The following is a 17,735-nucleotide window of genomic DNA, read 5'->3' as shown; positions in this document are numbered from 1 at the left end:
AACCTCTCCTTATATTCCATCTTATTAGGCGTTGCTCCAGGCTTCGCCGTATTGCTCTTCTTTATAGCCTACAGTGACTTTCTTGCCGTCAGTGACTACCGGGCGTTTGATCAGCATCCCGTTGCTGGACAGCAGTTCAAGCTGCTCATCTTCACTAAGGCTGGACAGCTTGTCCTTCAGCCCCAGCGCTTTGTACACCTCACCGCTCGTATTAAAAAACTTCTTCAACGGAAGCCTGCTGTTCGCGACCAGCAAACGCAGCTCTTCCACAGTGGGCGGCTGCTCGGCGATATGCTGAAGCTCCAGCTCATGCCCCTGTTCCTTCAGCCATTTGACAGCGCTGCGGCAGGTTCCACATTTTGGATATTGAAATACTTTCAGTTGACTCATAGCAGCTCCTTTGGCAGTTCCCTTTAAAATTTATAGTGAATTCAATTGTAGCCCAACTGCAGCTAAGGAGATGACCCGTGGTGCAGTCATGTATCATTCACAGATAGAATTGTAATTTCGGCCTATCTTTTCGTCTTGCAGTGCATTAGATCAGTAATACGGGCGTTACTAGAGGGAAATATGCCCGCTAGTTCCGGCCGAACCCTCAATTATAAAAGGATAGCGGGAATTACTCCCTCTATAATTGTAGAAATCACGCTATAACACACTATCGATAAAATTACAGGTAGTAAATCCTGCTATTCACTCCGCTACTTTCAAAAGCGATAATTATAGGGACCTTTTCCCGTTAATCACGAGGTCCAGGTGTTGCGGCGACATATGCTTGTGCAGGTGCAGTGCAGGTGCAGTACCGCTACTCCCCAGCCTTCTCCTTTTCCAGCTTCTGCTCAAGCAGCGACATATCCGGCGGCAGCGGCGCTTCAAAGACCAGCTCCGCAAGCCCGACCGGATGCTTGAACGACAGCCGCACCGCATGCAGCGCCTGCCGCGGAATTGAGGCATCCAGCTCCGCGATGCCCGCAAGCCATGCCGCTTCCTCCGAAGTCAGCTCCTCCTTGCCATACAGCAGGTGGCGGTACATGCCGTCACCGATCAGCGGGCAGCCGATGGAGCTCATATGCACCCGGATCTGATGGGTGCGGCCGCTTTCCAGCTTCAGCTCCACCCTCGCCGCACGGCCCGGGTAAGCTGCCTTGACCTCGTACCGGGTCAGGGAAGGATAGCCGTCCGGCGTCACGATGCGCCGGTGCGGTTCTGCCGGGTCACGGTCGATGGGACCGTCGATATCACCGCGCGGCACCGCAGGAATTCCGTGAACAAAGGCCGCATAACGTTTGTCCACGGTTCCGGCAATCATCTGCTCGGAAATATGCTGGTGGCTATAAGGATTTTTCGCGATTACCAGTACGCCCGACGTCTCCTGGTCCAGCCGGTGAACCGGACGGAAGCGGTACTGTTCTCCCTTTTGCGCCCAATAATGGACGACCCCATTTGCCAGTGTGTCAGTATAATGGCCATGGGTCGGATGGACAATGATTCCAGCTGCCTTGTTCACGACCAGCAGATGCTCGTCCTCATACAGGATATCAAACGGAAGGTCCTGCGGCAAAATATCCTCCGACGTTTCCTGCTCCATCCGGATGTCCACGGTGTCTCCGGCGCTGACCCGGACGCTGATATAGACTCGCTCGCTGTTCAGCATAATCCCCTGCTCTGTCATCTTCAGGCGGGAGAGCAGCTTGCGGGACACATCCATCCGCTTCTGCAGGATGGTCTTCAGCAGCCAGCCGTCCTCGGACGGCGGCACAATATAGGAGATCGGTGAATAATAGCTTGTCATATTATTTGCGGAACACCTTTTTGCTGCGCACATACTCAACATCAGCAATCTCCAGCCGGGTATTCGCTGTGCGGGCCAACGCAAAGAAATAGTCCGAAAGCCGGTTCAAATAAATCACAGCTTCCGGATTAATATCTGCGCTGCGGCCCAGCGTAACCGCCCGCCGCTCTGCACGGCGGCAGACGGTGCGGCAGACATGCAGCACTGAGGACAGCTGGCTGCCGCCTGGCAGAATGAAGCGCTCCAGCACAGGATTCTCCGCCTGCAATTCGTCGATCCAGCCCTCCAGGCGAACCGCCATCTCACTCTTGACCTTATATTTGCTCTCGCTGATTTTTACAAAAGCCAGATCCGAACCGCAATCGAACAGCTCATGCTGGATCTCCAGCAGTTGTTCCCGGACATCGGCGAACCTCTCATCCTCCATCAGACTGCGGGCCTGACCCACAAAGCAGTTCAGCTCATCAATCGTTCCGTAAGCCTCGACGCGGACATCATCCTTGCCTACCCGGCCGCCGATGACCGATGTTTCTCCCTTATCCCCCGTACGTGTATAAATCGCCATCTCTTTTCTGCCCCCTTTACTCTCAACATCACATATTCATAGTTTAATCGGTAGGATGTAAAGTTGGCAAATGAAGATCGGTATTTCTGCCATGTTAATAACTGCCTGAGTCCTGACGGTCCATGGCAAGTTCAGTCAAATTACGGTTTTCGCGTTTTTGTATAGCCTCTTCTATCACACCTGCGCCTCCTGTTCCTGCAGAAAGCTGATAATCTCCCTGTTGATGATCTCCGGCTGCTCATGATTAACCCCATGCCCTGCATCCCCGATCACTTTATAGCGGAAATCCCCATCCTTCAAAATCTCCAGGAAATCCTTCTTGTGGCCCAGCTTGTAATCCCCCACCAGGAAGTAAAGCTTGTCTCTGATCGCAACCGCCTTCTCTTTATCATAAAGCTGAAGCTGATGAACAAACATGGCCTGCTGATTATGATTCTTCATTAACAGCACCAGATGCTCGGCCACTTCGGGATGCTTGTCAAAAAGTCCGGAGTTTGGCGAGCTTAGCTTTCGGGTGACCTTAAGCAGATTATTGCGGGTCGGAACGAGAATTTCCGGGAACATCATCATTAACGTCTGGATCATCGCCTTCATCGGAGCAGTAATCATCCCGCCTTCCATGCACACTACCCCGTCTACTCTTTCAGGCAGGCAGGTCGCATAATTAAAAGCCATGTAAGCACCATTCGATACACCCGCCAGATGGAATTTTCCCATCCCCAGCCCATCGGCTACGGCAGTAATCCAATCCACCTGTGAGAACGTCCGCTTGCTGAAATTGGCGTTAGGAATACTTTTTCCGGGTCCGCCTATCGTGTCTACCGCGATGCAATAGAAATGCCGGGATAACTCCTGCATATTGAGCATCCACATCACTGCTGAATTATCACCCACCCCGTGAAGCAGCAGCAAGGGCGGATTGCCGTCATCTCCTGCCGCTATACAATGCGTTGATCCGTATTCCGTTTCAATATCCAGCTCGCGGAATTCCGTCGCCCAGCGTCCCAGCAGCTCATTATAGGAACGCAGCACCCTCTCCTTGCCTGCTTCACGTTTAAATACCTTGACCATGGCTGTTCTCTCCCTTAGGTTCAATGTCCGCTTCTGTTAGCTTCTCTTCAAAAAGCGCAGCACCAGCTCTGTAGTAGGAAAAGACGTCTGCTCCGTGGCCTGAACTCTTGCGATTCCCAGCCCCTGGATGAATGAAAAATAAGCAACCGCCAGCTCCAGCGGGTCGCCCTCCACAATCTCCAAGGCCTGCTGGCCTTCCATAATAAGCGGAATCAGATGCTCAAAAGGCTCCCTGATCTTCTCCTTCGAGATCCGCTTCGCTTCTTCCGGGATGGCTTCGGAGGTTGCCGTCTGCAAAAGAATCAGCCGCCAATGCTGCATCGCAAGACTGCCCGGGGACAGAAACGCCTCGGTCAGCCAAGTGATTCTCTCCATAGCAGTCCCCTCCAGCTCCGCTGCATATTGCACGGATCGTCCTGCCCCTTCTGAGGCCAGTTCGACAATCTTGGTAAAGATCTCCTCCTTCGATTTGAAATACATATATACATACCCCTGGCTGAATCCTGCACTGGCCGCAATATCCTTGATTTTGGTCCCGGCAAATCCTTTCCTCGAAAAAACCTCGAGTGCGTGAGTTATAATTTGGCGCGTTGCCTGATCTGGAGCGAGTTGCTCAAAGCCGTCGATAAATCTCTGCTCCAGCATTTTGCTTTGAATGCTCATAGACACCTCCGTAAAATGAATGATTGTTCATTCATAACCCATTATAAGGAATTTACTAGTAATATGATACATCTATTTTCGGCGAGAAATAGAAGGATAATTTATAGCGTGAAGCATATAAATTCTTATATTTTCAAAAAAGAGGGCCCTAAGGCCCTCCATCTCCAAATGGATGTATGTGCAGTCAATCCCTGCGCATACGTCCTCTCATATATTCATTAATCTTCAGGTCCAGCAAAGCGCTGATTTCAATCACAATATCCGAGGTGAAGGATTTCTCCTGTATAAAGAGCTGCTCCATTCTGCTGCGAAGTGCCTGAATCTCATCTTCCAGAGAGAGTTTGCGAGTTGAAGCATCACCCTTGCAGGACCGTTTTCCGTTTCCCGGATAACATTCCCCGCTATAGGAAGGCAAGTAACAATCGGCGCAGAGCACAATCATCCCTCCTAAACTTCATCTCACTGCCTTATTCAGTCCGCTCACGTTCCAGCTGTAAGACGAATTCACCTATCCGCTCTATCGCCTCGTTCAGCTGGGATACCGATGTGGCGTAGGAACAGCGCAGATAACCTTCGCCGCCTAAGCCGAATACACTGCCAGGAACAGCAGCTACCTTGTACTCCAGCAAGAGACGTTGGGCAAATTGATCCGAGGTCAGTCCGGTGCGGCTTATGCTTGGAAAAGCGTAGAACGCGCCCTGCGGCTCGTGGCAGTCCAACCCCGCATCGCGCAGGCCTTTGACGATCAGGCGCCGCCGCTGATTGTAGGAATCCGTCATCCGGTCCTTCTCTTCCATACCGTTGGTCAAAGCCTCCAGTGCAGCTACCTGCCCCATGGAAGGGGCGCACATTACTGTATACTGATGAATCTTCAGCATGGCCGAGATCAAATCGGGGTGGCCGCAGGCATAACCCATCCGCCATCCGGTCATCGCAAACGCTTTGGAGAAGCCGCTGACCAGAATGGTCCGGTCAATCATCCCCGGCAGTGAAGGGAAGCTCACATGATTGCTTCCATAGGTCAATTCGGCATAGATTTCATCTGAAATCACAATGAGATCATGCTTCTTGACGACTTTGGCAACCGGTTCCCAATCTTCCCGGCTCATGATCGCCCCCGTCGGATTGCTAGGGTAACAGAGGATCAATATTTTCGAGCGCGGTGTAATTTTGGCTTCAAGCGCCTCTGCCGTAAGTTTGAAGTTATTTTCTCCAAAGGTCTCGATCCCGACCGGAATGCCGCCGCCAATTGCAGTGATCGGCGAATACGAAATATAGCAGGGCTCAGGAATGAGAATTTCATCTCCCGGTGCGATCAATGCGCGGAGTGCCAAATCAATTGCTTCACTTCCGCCTACCGTGGCGATAATCTGATTAGCGGGATTATACTCAACAGCGAAACGAGATTGAAGATAATTGGCAATGCCTTCACGCAGCTCCGGCATCCCTGCATTGGAGGTATATCCGGTAAAACCTCTCTCAAGCGAATAGACACAGGCTTCGCGGACATGCCATGGGGTCTTGAAGTCCGGCTCCCCGACCCCGAGAGAAATGATGTCCTTGCTGCCAGCCGCCAGGTCAAAAAACTTGCGGATGCCTGAGGGCTGGATTTGCTGAACCAGCGGTGCCAAATATGAATTCATTGATTTACCTGTATCTCCGGTTGGTTTGGGTTCATTGGTGATCATATCATTACTTCCTTTACGGAGATATCATCAGACGCTTGTCCTCTTCATGCTCTTCAAAGATGATACCGTCCTGTTTGTATTTTTTGAGGGTAAAGTTGGTTTTAGTAGAGAGCACCGAATCAATCGGAGACAGCTTCTCGGAGACAAAATTGGCGACTTCGCGCAGGTTGCGTCCTTCCACTTCCACCAATAGATCGTAGGCACCGGACATCAAATAGACCGATTTGACCTGCGGGTACAGATAGATCCGTTCGGCAATGCCTTCAAATCCGCGGCCCCGTTCAGGCGTGATCTGTACCTCGATCAATGCGGTCACCCGTTCGTCGTCCACTTTATCCCAATTCACGACAGTAGCATATTTTACAATGACATGATCTTTCTCCATTTGCTCAATAACTGTCTTAACATCATCTTCTTCCGCTCCGAGCAACGTCGCCATCAGCGCCGTAGAGCTTCGGGCGTCCTCCTTGAGCAGTTCCAGCACTTTCCGCTTCAATTCATTCATTTCCTTCATGCCTTCCCTCCGGATAGTTCGCACCGGCAACTGCGTAAAGATCACGCATCGTCCTGCGAAAAGAGTTTAATACTAATATGACACGAAAATGACGGTTCTGCAAACAAAATAACCCCGCAGGGAAGACGGGCCAGTGCTCAAAATAAGGGCCGCCAACAGAAAAAACCGTCCACCCCTCCGGAGGAAATCCGGCGGATAGCGGACGGCTTTAGCTGCAGAGGTTTTTACGCACGAACAGGTTAGGCCCTTCGTTGCTTCACCCCCCGGCAGGAAGGTTACATATAGTAAGAGCTCTGTACGTTCTGCTGGTGCTGGGGAACATTTCCATAATGTTCATTTGTTCCGGTTGCACCTGTTTTTTGCTGCACGAACTGCTGGCATTTCTGCTGGGTCTGGTGAGCGGTCTGAATCTGCTTGTCAATATCTTGGCGCAGTGCCTTGCCTGGCGTAGTGTACATGTTCATTTGGGACATCTTCGTGTACAGTTCCCCCTGCAGGTGTAAAGTATCCATGGTCAGGTCGTTGAACACCCGGCGTACCGTCGGACAATTCGACTCCGTAGCAGCGGTCGTATATTCGCGTACCGTCCGTTTCAAATCTGCGAGCACTGTGTTGAGTAAATCCTCATCCGACATAAATGCCGATCCGTTTTGTGCGTACACAATATTACCCCCTCAATAGTTTAGTGTTGAAATTGTTTTCCATACCAACGCCCGACCGCTTTATTGCGGCTGTGTCGGTGCGTATTGCTGATGCTGCTCCAGCAGCTGTACAAGTGTATTCATATGACCAGTATGGCTTTGGATTTGTTGCACGCAGATTTGGTGCACCGTGGCGTTCTGAGTCGTCCCGGCGGTTGCGGCCAGCTGCTTGATCAACAGATCCTCATTAGAGATGGAGTCAGCGATGTATTCCACTTCTTTGCCGCTAAGCGCCTGCATTTGGTTCGATTGCATAGTGTGTATTTCCCTCCTTCTAAATGGTTCAAGCAGTCGTTATTATGCCGCGTACCCAGGCACATTATGTGTGCATGGATGTTATGCTTGCTCCCGGATGAATGCCGGTTAAACCCGTGCATAAGAGCGGGTAAAGCCGGCGAAACTACCCTATCGGTATCTCATAAAGGAGAGATCAACAAATGAAACTAAACAGCGGGCAGCTGCCTTGGGGCAGCTCTTTTCCAAATCCTCCATCCTATCCTGCGCTTGAAGGGGATATTACATGCGATTGCCTGATTGTTGGCGGAGGCATGGGCGGAGCCATGTCCTCCTACCGCTTATCTTTAAGTGGAGCAGATACAGTTCTCATTGATAAAAGAGCAATTGGAAGCGGAAGCTCCCATGCCAATACCGGCCTGCTGCAGATAGCCAACGACAAATCGCTGACTGCGTGCATGAATACGTTTGGAGAAGCAAACGGTGTGCTGTTCTATAAGCTGTGCCAGCAGGCTACCCGGAGAATTCTGGAGCTGCCGGACAAGCTAAACATTGATCCCCAGATTATTCCCCGCAGCAGCCTGCTGTATGCAAGCACACCGGAGGATGTGCCAGCTCTGGAGCTGGAGCATGAGAATCTGGTATCGCACGGCTTTGATTCGGAATTCTGGGAGCAGGACAAGATCAGCTCACATTACGCCTTCTCCAAACCAGCCGCGCTGTATTCCAAAGGCGATGCGGAGACAAATCCTTTCCGTACTGTTCACAGCCTGATTGACAAGGCCCATGACAACGGAGTCTGCGTCTATGAGCATACCCGGGCACGGCATTATGAATACAGCGCCGAGGGTGTGACCTGCATTACCGAGAACGGACGGATCTTCGCCAAGAAAGTAATTTTTGCCATGGGCTACGAAACCCAGGAGATGAAAAAAGACCGTGGCGCCGAGCTCATTAATACCTACGCCATTATGACAAAACCGCTTGAACATTTGCCTAAGTGGTATGAGCGGAGCCTGATCTGGGAAACTGCCCGCCCGTACCTCTATTTCCGGACTACGCCGGATAACCGCATTATTGCGGGAGGCAAAGATGAGCCGTTGACCGATCCGGAGCGCCGGGATATCCGCGTACTCTCCCAGGGCCAGCGGCTGCTAGAAGAGCTGGAAGCTCTTTTCCCGGAAATCCGGGGGATCGAAGCGGAATATTCATGGGGAGCCGTCTTCGGCTCAACCCGGGACGGACTGCCCTATATGGGCCCGCATCCAGAGTATCCCCACTGCTATTTCATTGAAGGCTATGGCGGAAACGGCACGGTCTACAGCATGATCGCTGCCGAGCTTCTGGCCGATACCCTTGCCGGCAAATACCGGCCCGAGCTGGAGCTGTTCTCGCTGAGCCGATCAAGCAAGCCGTCTCCTTCTCCCGCCGTACAGGCATAAAAGCAGCAAAAAGCTTGGACTCTGTTGAGTCCAAGCTTTTGTTTGCCTAGTAGAAGAGGTATTGATTACTTATTGTGCTTTTACGAATTCAGCAGATTTAATACCTGCCTGACGGCCGAAAATAATGATTTCCGCTACAGAGTTGCCGCCGATCCGGTTTTGTCCGTGCAGGCCGCCTACAACTTCCCCAGCCGCAAACAGTCCTGTAATAGGTTTGCCGTCTTTATTCAGAACTTCTGTGTTCGTGTTGATTTTTACGCCGCCCATGGTGTAATGGATCCCGGGGCCGATTTTAATAGCACAGTATGGCGCACCGGACAAGTCGTTGTCCATTCCTGTAGTTCTGCCGAATTCAGCATCCTTTTTATTCTTCACCGAGCTGTTCCAGGTGTCCAGTGTCTTTTGCAGCTGATCTGCCGGGACATTCATTTCTTTGGCCAATGCCTCGATAGAATCTCCTTGGATCACAAAGCCCATCTTATCGTACTGTTCAATCGCTTTAACACGGGTCTTTACGCCGGAATCAAATACAAGGAAAGCTGATTTCTCAGGAAGTGTATTGATTGCAGCGGTGACTTTGTCTCGTGTGTCCAGTTCATTGGTGAACCGTTTGCCTTCACTTGAGACAAGCAGAGCACCTTCACCGCGGACAGCTTCCCCAATGAGATAGGATTTGTCCTGCTGCACCGTCGGGTGAACCTGAATTTGATCCATATCGACTGTCGTGCCGCCGAGCTTCTCAATCATCTGGATGCCGTCACCGGTACTGCCGATCTGGTTTGTAGTCACATATCCTTCCAAGTCAGGTCTCACTTTAGAAATCATATCCATATTCGCGCCGAAACCGCCGGTCGTCACAATGACAGCTGCCGCTGTAATGGTTTTCTCATCCTTTTGGTTAAAGAGGACTTTGACGCCGTTTGCCTTGCCGTCTTTTTCAGTTATCTCTTTAACATCCGCGTTCACAAAAAGCGGGATGCCTTTTTCTTGTACGTTTTTCACCAAACCTTTGACAAGGTATTGTCCGACCGCTGAACCATCTTCAGGACGGTGTGTACGTTTTTCCTTCATCCCGCCAGTAATCGTGATGTTGTTCAAGCGAATTCCGATGGAATCCAGCCAATCAATTGCGCTTGCTGAATTGTCAACGAAGAAACGGAGCATTTCTTTATCGTTGGTATCATGACCGCCTTTTAATGTCTCTTCATAAAATAAATCATTGCTGTCTTCAATGCCCTGCTCTTTTTGGAATTTCGTTTGCGAAGCGTTCATTCCGGAAGATGACTTTGTTGTGTTCCCGCCGGCAACCGGCATTTTTTCCAAAATAACCGGATTCATGCCTTTTTCTTTTGCCTCAAGTGCAGCAGACATCCCAGCCCCGCCTGCACCGACAATGATAATATCATATTTATCTTTTAATTGATCGAACGGTGTATAGCTTGCTTCGGATGCCCCCGAAACGGCTTCAGTTTCTTTCGGCGCGTTTGTCGCGCTGTTCTTGCTCTTGTTCTCATTTGCGTTGCTGCTGGTATTGTTGTTGCTGTTTCCGTTACCGCATCCAGCGATAACAAGCATGACGGAGAGAATGAGAAGAAGAGCAGCTGCTGTTTTCTTTTTCATGTGTAATCTTTGCCCCCTTGTGCATATTTTCACAATAATCATAGCGGCAAAGATGCTGTTCTTGGAAGCTTACGTAATTAAAAAAAATATTTAGTAACTAAAGTAACTGGATTTTGCTGCTGGGGCAGCGGAACGCTTACGGAAGATGGAAGCAGAGGTCTGGAAAGTACTTGCAGAGCGTGGCTGGCGGAATTCTATAAAAGTGCCGGACTCTACAACGTGGGGAAGACTGCTGCTATCTAAATCTGTCGTAGCTCCTTTTACGTTGCCGATTCCTGAGAATGGCCTGTGGAAGAAGGGCGTAGCCGCCAACCCCCACCGATGTAGGCCTTGGCTCCTTTCTTGCGCTCAAACCCGCCTTGCTCAGGTTGTCCAAGCGCTGAGAAAGGGTGAGACTGTAGTTACTACATATAGAAATGGCCCATTTGTTGCTTCGCAAATCAACACGCATGCACCGAATCAACTTTAGGTCAACCTAAACATTTCTATTTCGTCAAATTTTGTCGAACTAACGTTCGTAAAAAGTTCATATGAGAGCAATGCACGAATTCTTATAAAATCTCACGAATATGCAGTCCTTCGCACATGCAAAAAACGCTCGAGGGCTGTCCCGCTATCATAGCTAGCGAAACAGCCCTGAGCGTAATATCTGCGTTCGTTTAATTCATCATACCGGCAGCAATGCGGATGACCTCATCCTTGGTCAACTCAGATTTCTCCTGGCGAACCGACACATTATAGACGATCTGCGCTTCGGGGTCAGACCAGACCAGGTTATACGTATACCCCATGTCGATCTCCTTGTTGCTGGAGTTTTCGAGATAAATGAGCTGCTTGCTGCCAATCTCAATATTCTCCACCTTTGTCGTTTTCGTCCACGACAGCGGATATGCCGGTTTATCTTTGTCATCAACACGTGAGGCACCGATTCTCACCTGAACCTTCCCCTTCTTGTACACCAGTGAAGAAGAAAGATAGGCAATGTTCTCCGCCTTCTCCACTCTCCAGGTCAGCCGGAAGTTGTCTCCCAGGTCTCTCACGCTTCCGCCTTCAAGCTGCTTCTCATCTGGAACTTTTATGAAAGAAGGCCTGATGGCCGCCTCGTCCAAGGCATACCCTTCCGGCATATACCCCGGCTGCTTCACTATCGGAGCGTTGTGCTTCTCTACACTGGTCTCATAGGCGGCATAGTCCTTGAACGTGATCGGCGGACGGTACATGCTAAGACTACGATCTTCTTTCCGGTCTTCACGTGTGATAACATAGGTGGCATACTCTCCAGGAAGCAGCAGCTTCTCCAGGGTGTTGTAGCCCTTTGAATATTTCATGTTGTAGAGTTTATTCTCTTTGTAGATTTCATCCTCTGTACTCGGCTGTACCTCGGGAGGTAAGGGAATCAAGGGTTCTATCGCCTTCTCTATCATACCACCTGATGTCGTCGCCGGAAGCGGCTTATACGGCAGCACCTTATACTGAGCTCCAGCCCCCTGCCGGACTTCACCGGAATACTGGGTATAGCCGCCGCCCAGCAAGACCAATACAAGGAGTGCCGCCACCCAGCCCTGCACCGGAATCCGCAGGAATCTCCTCCGGCCCCGCCCAGCCGCGGCTTCTGTCTCCAGCCTGCGCATCACGTTAGGAGCCCCTTCGTTTGGCGGAAGTGTCTGCAGCGCTGTCTGCTCTTCTGCAGCAGGTAAGGTCCCGCCAAGCCCGAGCGCTTTCATTACCGGTCCATGAACATCAACGGGGATCAAATTGGCCGAACGGTCTCCATCCTTCAGAAACTGCTCCTCCGAAGTCAATTCACTCTTGCCCATAATTGTTTCTCCTTTCTCTCAATCGCTTTTTTAAGTTTGCCTCTGGTCCGTTCATATCTTTTGCGTGCGGTAGCCGTACTGACGCCCAGAATTTCGCCGATTTCCGCAAACGATTTATCTTCATATATTCGCAGAATCAACAAGTTCCGGTCTTCCACATCAAGCTTCCCCAGAGCGGCCGAGACCGGCTCGCTGAACAAGCGGTTCTCAACCATTTGTTCGGCGCTGTTCACCGCAACGTCCTGCCGGAGCAGCTTGCGCAGTTGAAGCTGAAATTTCTGCCGCCGCAACTGATTCAGACAATGGTGGTAAGCGATCTTGTAGAGCCATGATACGAAATCCGCCTGCGGCTTGTATTGCCCGATATTCTGATAGGCCTTAATCAGGACATCCTGCACCGCATCCTCCGCCTCTTCCTTGCTGTTCAGCAGCCGGAAGCAGTAGAGGTATATCCGCTGCTGGTACAGCCTGATCACATCTGAGAACAGGCGGGCCTCACCGGCCTGTATTCTTCTAATCTTCTCTTCTATAGAATCCACGTTGATCTCCTTTCTTCTATTTGTGCTGTTACTATAGATATAACACTTGAGTAGCCTCAGGCGTGACATTTATTTCTTCCGGCTGCACAGCAAAAAAGACCAACAGATGAATCCCTGTTGATCTCCCTGGTGTAGAGCCTGCTTCCGAAACCGTCTGCTCTACTCTAACTCGACGGTCTGGTTGAGGTTCAGCTCCGGGTCATCATAGCCGGTCTTCAGGAACGCCTCGCAAATAAAGGCAGGGCCCTACATTGGTCGCGGTTGGCGGCAGTGACTTTCTCTCGCTGGCCTTTCTTAGGGATCGGTAACGTAAAGGGAGTTACACTTAGCTTAGCTGGCAGCAGCCCGGCTCCACGATGTAGAATCCGGCACTTTTACTGCAAGCTATCCGATGCGCTCTGTAAGTACTTTCCAGACCTCTGACTGGCCCTAAAGTTGATTCCCTGTTGACTGAAGATATCGAATCTTCCGGCTGGAGCGGTCGGCCCCGGTTCCTCTATTCAATTCTAGCTGGCGATCGCTTTCCCGCTTCCCTTCATTCTGTGCAGACGCAGATTATGAACCAGTACAATCAGCTTGGCAGTACCGATCCCGAGAGATAGGATACTCAGGACAAAGACGAGATGTCCAACTCCAGGCAGAAAGGAGACCACCACTCTCCACGGGGCAAAAATATGACTAGGACCGTATAAAACCGTAATCGGCAGCACTACATTAAACAAAAGCAGGCAAAATGCGAATACGCTGGTCCGCAACGGGGTAAATCGAAAGCTTTTCTTGCGTTTAAACAGGTTGAAAACCGACACTCCTAGCATAATTGCCACTGCTGCACAAGCCAGATCAATGAAAATATGAGTACCGGCAACGCTGCCCGCATCCTCGACCGGCTCGCGGCCATGTATAATGTCAAGAATTCCATCAGCCACCATGCTTAATTTGTAGCCGCGGACCAAATAATCATGAGCATTGATCAATACCACAACACCTACGTCCCCGTCCAGCTTCATATCGGAGTGAAAGCTCTCAACATCACCCGCATGCTGAACAATACCATTAACGATCTCCCAGCCCATACCGTATTCACTACCGTCGGTGGTAGGGTCTTTTATGGCCGGCTGATGCATCTTGGCAACACTTTCCGCAGTAGCCACGCTGACATCATGGAACTTCCCGCCATTGTTTTGAGCAATTAAATAATGGTTCATATCTTCTGCGCTTGAGATCAGATAGGCGGACGCAAGCATGGATTGGTTGTCCGGCTGCTCAAAAGGAACCATGAAACCAAAGACGGACTTGTATCCTGTGGCCAATCCCTGTAGCTTCGCTTCGGGTGTAGAAGTAAAACTGTTCTGCATATCCAGAGGAGCATACACATGATCCTGAATATATTCAGCATAAGACTTGCCGGAAACGGCCTGAATAATTCCCCCGAGTATATCGTAATTGGCATTGGAATATTGAAACTTGTTGCCGACGGCCTCGGTTAAAGGTGTGTCTTTCAGATTATGTATAAGTGCATCTATAGTTGGCATCTTGTTGGTAAAAGCTGACCGCCCATGTAAAGTGGACAGTCCGCTGTTCTGATTCAGTAAATGCCGGACCAGAATGGTTTTGGACGCTTCCTTGTCCGCAAGCTCGAAGTCCGGCAAATAGTGCTGTACCGGCGCATCCAGGTCAATCTTCCCTTGTTCAACCAATTGCATGATGGCCAGCGCCGTAAACGATTTGGAGACCGAGCCTAGAATAAAAGGGGTTTGCGCTGTAACGGGCTGACCCTCAGGGCCGGAATTTCCATATCCCTTGGTATAGACGGTCTGGTCTCCCTGCACAATGCCGACAGCCACACCCGGAATATCCAGCTTCTCGCGCATCGTTTCCACAAATTTGTCAATTCGGGCCGTATCTACAGCAAGTGGAGCCGCTTCCGCCTGGGCCATCCCCGGTTGCAGTAAGGGCAGCACGCTGCCTGTGACCATAACCAATATGATCATTAATGTTTGCATTATAGTCCGCTGTGTTGCTTTCATCTCTCTTTACCTCTTCTCCTGATTCTGTCCCTTTTCTCATTGGACGTATGAATCAAGAATATCTCTTCAACCTTTCAGCTATATTTCGAGAATCTTAAGTTAATCTTAACTAGCCTGGCGCAGATGCTTATAGATTGCTGAAAGCGAAAACGGCAGACCTGTAGTTTCGGGTCTGCCGTTTCTCATGATGCTATAATTTAACTGTCACTTCCGCAACACTCACCGTCCAACAATTCCACTGCCTTCTGCAGAGCTGCTTTATTCAGAGATGCCACTGCTTTCCGCTGCGTTACTGTTTTCTTTGGCGGGTGCTTCTCCTTCATTAATACTGTTGCCTTCAGTGCCGGCGCTGTTATTCACTTCCTCCGCACCCTGCTGCACTTCCGTAGTGTCCACAGCCTCTACCAGAGTAAGCGAAGTTCCGTCAATCCACCACGTCCCGTTCAAAGTCGAGACCAGCAGCCAATTGGCGTACTTGCCTTTAACCTGTACCTTCTGTGGCGGAAGGATGCCCGCCTTGGGAGCCAGAAGATCAGGATACTTATACAGCTTTGTTTGTGCATTTAATTGAGCAGTGGCTTCTACGGCCTCCACGACAGCCAATGTGCCAGGTGCAGGACAAATCCACCCCACACCGCTGCCGTACTTGATCTGGAACCAGTTTCCCTTGCGTGCGATTACATATACTTCCTGTGGCTGCTGCGTACCTATGGCTGGCGAATTGCCGGTACCGGAGAATACTGCCGATTGGGTGAATAGATTCATGGGTAGCCCAACCTGCTCCAGCGTCTGCTTCTTGAGCCAAAGATCATATGAGACCGCCGCTGCATACACTCCGACTTTCTTATTCTTCGCCCAGATGTTATTAAAAGCGCTGAGCGGTAGTGGCCCCTCACCGGCGTACGAGCCGATTTCAATCGTAAGGCCAGGTCGTTTAAACTCCTGAATGAACCAATCCTTGTAGCCTCCACCGGATGGATTCTTCTCAGGCTTCACAAGAGAATAGCCGGTAAAGAGTCCGACATCGGCGGCGATTTTTTTGTCCCGTCCCAGATTGGCTGCCAGCGTGTTGAAGTTCCAGAAAACAATCTCGCCGGAGCTGTGATAGGAAATGGTCATTTCCGGATCCAGCGTATAAGTGAAATCCATCATAAGCCGGATCTCCGGCGCTTGCGCCGGTTTCACACCCTTGTAGTTCTGGTACGACGGATAAGGCGAAGTATTCCTGATCGTGCTCCAGCTCGCTGGATACTGGCGGTTCAGGTCGAGCCCTTGCATATTCGCTTTCCAGCGTTTGAAATTACTGCTTCCTCCGTTGTAGCCTACCAGTGTGGAAGCTAAACTCTTAGACAGACCCGCTGTGCCCTGCTGAGCCAGCGTGACACCATCCGGATTCACCATCGGCACGATCCAGATACTGACATTGTTCAGCATATCTCTCACCTTATAGTTTCCCAGCTTCTGATCCTGGACATAGGCCTCAGCATACGAATCTGCCATTTTCATGAGCAGTGAAGTCGTCATCCATTCCCGGGCATGGTGCGAGCCATTCAGAAACAGCGAGGCTTCCCCGCGCCCTAGCTGAACCGCCCACAATTCGCGTCCGTATATCGTCTTACCCAGCGATTTGTAAGTGATCAGTCCAGGATATTTAGCGGCCAGACTTTTGATATCTCTTTCCATAGTGGAATAGGAATAGACCTGGCCAGGGTTCACAATATTAGCCGAACCTAGCGACGGACGCGGAAAAACAGCAAGACCCAGAATTAACAAACATAGTACCATACAAAACTTGTAAAACAATGATTTCATCGACAACCCTACCATCCTAAGCATGATCCTCTCTACCAATATTTGAGTTAACACTAGTCAAAAAGGCCTAGCATTGTCAAGTAGATTCGACATATTATTTAGAGAAAGGACCAATATGCCTAGTATTTGCTTCTTAAATTCATAGAGGAGTGACGAAATCCCAAATCCATGGCGTTTAAACGAGTAACCACGTCCGGTTCAACGATTGTCCGGTTCAACAAAAAGGGACCCGAAGGTCCCTCTTGAGTGGCAGCTGCCGCTTATATATATTTAGCTATAATTTCATGGCCCGTAGCAGATACTGTGTACATATATACCGGCCTGCCCACCGCTCCATAGCTGATCTCCATCTCCAGCACACCGGCCTCCGTGAGAAAAGCCAAATATTTGCGGACAGAGATCCGCGAAAGCGGGGCACTTGCCGTAATATCCTCGGTGGAGAATACCGGTCTTTCCAGCTGCTGTATGGTGTTCCAAATGCTCTCCAGCGTCCCTTCCGCAAGTCCCTTGGGCAGAGTGCCCGCTTTGTCTTCCTCGGTCCCCAGGGAATGCCGCAGCAGCTTGTCAAGCTGCTCCTGGCTGAGATGCTCCCTATGCTTCATCAGCAGATGATCCTCCCGGTATGCAGACAGCGCCGCCTGAAAACGGGCGAACTCAAAGGGCTTGATCAAATAGTCAACAGCCCCGTGCTGCAGCGCTTTACGGATGCTCCCATTGTCGCTGGCTGCGGAAATCACGATAACGTCAACCATGCTTCCCTGCTCCCGCAGGGAGGACAGCAATTGCAGCCCGTTGGTATGCGGCATATAAATATCGAGCAGTATCAGGTCTACTTCACGATCCACAAGCATCTTTGCAGCCTCATCGCCTGAAGAGGCCCAGCCTGCGAACTCAAAACCCTGCACCTGCTCCAGATAATGGCGGTTGAATTTCGCCACCATCGGATCATCCTCAACAATCAGCACCTTAATGTTCATACAGTTCATCACCCTTTACAGCATATGGCACATCGGCCATAAACGTTGTTCCCGGCTTCCTATCATCTACAATCTGAAGCTGGATCAGTAACTTCTCCATTCATTCTGCCGCACCTGTCCCTCACCTTCGAAGAGGCTCATAATGAATACGACTACAAACATAATATCATTACGGCAGATAATTTTGGAGGTAAAGGCCTGAATCTCCCTGCTGCCGGATAATCTGATCCCGGAAAATAATATAGAGCACCAAAAGGAGACTCTATCCTCAGA

At 50.4% G+C, this 17,735-nt stretch carries 17 protein-coding genes; 1 reads left to right on the top strand and 16 read right to left on the bottom strand.

Features of this window, described 5'->3' with window-relative positions; genetic code table 11:
* Positions 1 to 24 precede the first annotated feature (24 nt).
* From ACQ76X_RS16830 to ACQ76X_RS16785, 10 genes are all read right to left on the bottom strand, one after another.
* Positions 25 to 390, bottom strand: a complete 366-nt coding sequence (locus tag ACQ76X_RS16830; protein WP_438495106.1) for an arsenate reductase family protein — start codon at positions 388 to 390, stop codon at positions 25 to 27.
* A 415-nt stretch (positions 391 to 805) separates the two neighbouring features.
* Positions 806 to 1,792, bottom strand: a complete 987-nt coding sequence (locus ACQ76X_RS16825) for an RluA family pseudouridine synthase (RefSeq protein ID WP_438495105.1) — start codon at positions 1,790 to 1,792, stop codon at positions 806 to 808.
* Between the two features lies 1 nt (position 1,793).
* Positions 1,794 to 2,357, bottom strand: a complete 564-nt coding sequence (locus ACQ76X_RS16820) for a cob(I)yrinic acid a,c-diamide adenosyltransferase (RefSeq protein ID WP_038588302.1) — start codon at positions 2,355 to 2,357, stop codon at positions 1,794 to 1,796.
* Positions 2,358 to 2,531: 174 nt separating this feature from the next.
* Positions 2,532 to 3,428, bottom strand: coding sequence for an alpha/beta fold hydrolase (locus tag ACQ76X_RS16815; RefSeq protein ID WP_438495104.1), 897 nt, complete (start codon positions 3,426 to 3,428; stop codon positions 2,532 to 2,534).
* Positions 3,429 to 3,464: 36 nt separating this feature from the next.
* Positions 3,465 to 4,091, bottom strand: coding sequence for a TetR/AcrR family transcriptional regulator (locus tag ACQ76X_RS16810; RefSeq protein ID WP_438495103.1), 627 nt, complete (start codon positions 4,089 to 4,091; stop codon positions 3,465 to 3,467).
* 184 nt (positions 4,092 to 4,275) lie between these two features.
* Positions 4,276 to 4,527 (bottom strand): aspartyl-phosphate phosphatase Spo0E family protein, encoded by a 252-nt coding sequence (locus tag ACQ76X_RS16805; RefSeq protein WP_438495102.1) that lies wholly within the window; start codon positions 4,525 to 4,527, stop codon positions 4,276 to 4,278.
* A gap of 31 nt (positions 4,528 to 4,558) precedes the next feature.
* The gene (locus tag ACQ76X_RS16800) at positions 4,559 to 5,779 is read right to left on the bottom strand and encodes an aminotransferase class I/II-fold pyridoxal phosphate-dependent enzyme (protein ID WP_438495101.1); all 1,221 of its coding nucleotides are present in this window, start codon (positions 5,777 to 5,779) and stop codon (positions 4,559 to 4,561) included.
* Positions 5,780 to 5,792: 13 nt separating this feature from the next.
* Positions 5,793 to 6,293 (bottom strand): Lrp/AsnC family transcriptional regulator, encoded by a 501-nt coding sequence (locus tag ACQ76X_RS16795; protein WP_038588292.1) that lies wholly within the window; start codon positions 6,291 to 6,293, stop codon positions 5,793 to 5,795.
* Positions 6,294 to 6,568: 275 nt separating this feature from the next.
* A complete protein-coding gene (locus ACQ76X_RS16790; RefSeq protein ID WP_438495100.1) occupies positions 6,569 to 6,955 on the bottom strand; it encodes a spore coat protein in 387 nt (128 codons plus the stop codon).
* A gap of 60 nt (positions 6,956 to 7,015) precedes the next feature.
* Positions 7,016 to 7,249 carry a hypothetical protein gene (locus ACQ76X_RS16785; RefSeq protein ID WP_076111483.1) on the bottom strand — a complete coding sequence of 78 codons (234 nt, stop codon included), beginning with the start codon at positions 7,247 to 7,249 and terminating at the stop codon, positions 7,016 to 7,018.
* A gap of 182 nt (positions 7,250 to 7,431) precedes the next feature.
* Here ACQ76X_RS16785 and ACQ76X_RS16780 point away from each other — a divergent pair, with 182 nt between their 5' ends.
* The gene (locus ACQ76X_RS16780; protein ID WP_438495099.1) at positions 7,432 to 8,670 is read left to right on the top strand and encodes an NAD(P)/FAD-dependent oxidoreductase; all 1,239 of its coding nucleotides are present in this window, start codon (positions 7,432 to 7,434) and stop codon (positions 8,668 to 8,670) included.
* 69 nt (positions 8,671 to 8,739) lie between these two features.
* On the opposite strand, the gene ACQ76X_RS16775 is transcribed toward ACQ76X_RS16780, so the two are convergent.
* From ACQ76X_RS16775 to ACQ76X_RS16750, 6 genes are all read right to left on the bottom strand, one after another.
* Positions 8,740 to 10,290 (bottom strand): flavocytochrome c, encoded by a 1,551-nt coding sequence (locus tag ACQ76X_RS16775; RefSeq protein ID WP_438495098.1) that lies wholly within the window; start codon positions 10,288 to 10,290, stop codon positions 8,740 to 8,742.
* 659 nt (positions 10,291 to 10,949) lie between these two features.
* Positions 10,950 to 12,107, bottom strand: a complete 1,158-nt coding sequence (locus tag ACQ76X_RS16770) for a DUF4367 domain-containing protein (RefSeq protein ID WP_438495097.1) — start codon at positions 12,105 to 12,107, stop codon at positions 10,950 to 10,952.
* On the bottom strand, positions 12,089 to 12,646 hold the full coding sequence (locus ACQ76X_RS16765) for an RNA polymerase sigma factor (RefSeq protein WP_256718140.1): 558 nt from the start codon (positions 12,644 to 12,646) through the stop codon (positions 12,089 to 12,091). The genes ACQ76X_RS16770 and ACQ76X_RS16765 overlap by 19 nt, the downstream gene beginning before the upstream one ends.
* Positions 12,647 to 13,152: 506 nt before the next feature.
* Complete coding sequence (locus tag ACQ76X_RS16760) at positions 13,153 to 14,673, bottom strand: serine hydrolase domain-containing protein (protein WP_438495096.1); 1,521 nt, start codon at positions 14,671 to 14,673, stop codon at positions 13,153 to 13,155.
* A gap of 258 nt (positions 14,674 to 14,931) precedes the next feature.
* Entirely contained in the window at positions 14,932 to 16,485 is a 1,554-nt protein-coding gene (locus ACQ76X_RS16755; protein WP_438495095.1) for a M14 family zinc carboxypeptidase, read from the bottom strand.
* Between the two features lie 260 nt (positions 16,486 to 16,745).
* The gene (locus ACQ76X_RS16750) at positions 16,746 to 17,462 is read right to left on the bottom strand and encodes a response regulator (protein ID WP_438495094.1); all 717 of its coding nucleotides are present in this window, start codon (positions 17,460 to 17,462) and stop codon (positions 16,746 to 16,748) included.
* Positions 17,463 to 17,735: the final 273 nt, after the last annotated feature.

This window comes from Paenibacillus sp. IHBB 3054 (assembly GCF_051594305.1).
Classification (GTDB): domain Bacteria; phylum Bacillota; class Bacilli; order Paenibacillales; family Paenibacillaceae; genus Paenibacillus_AQ.
Note: the sequence above shows the minus strand (reverse complement) of the source record. Positions and strands in the feature narration are given on the sequence as shown.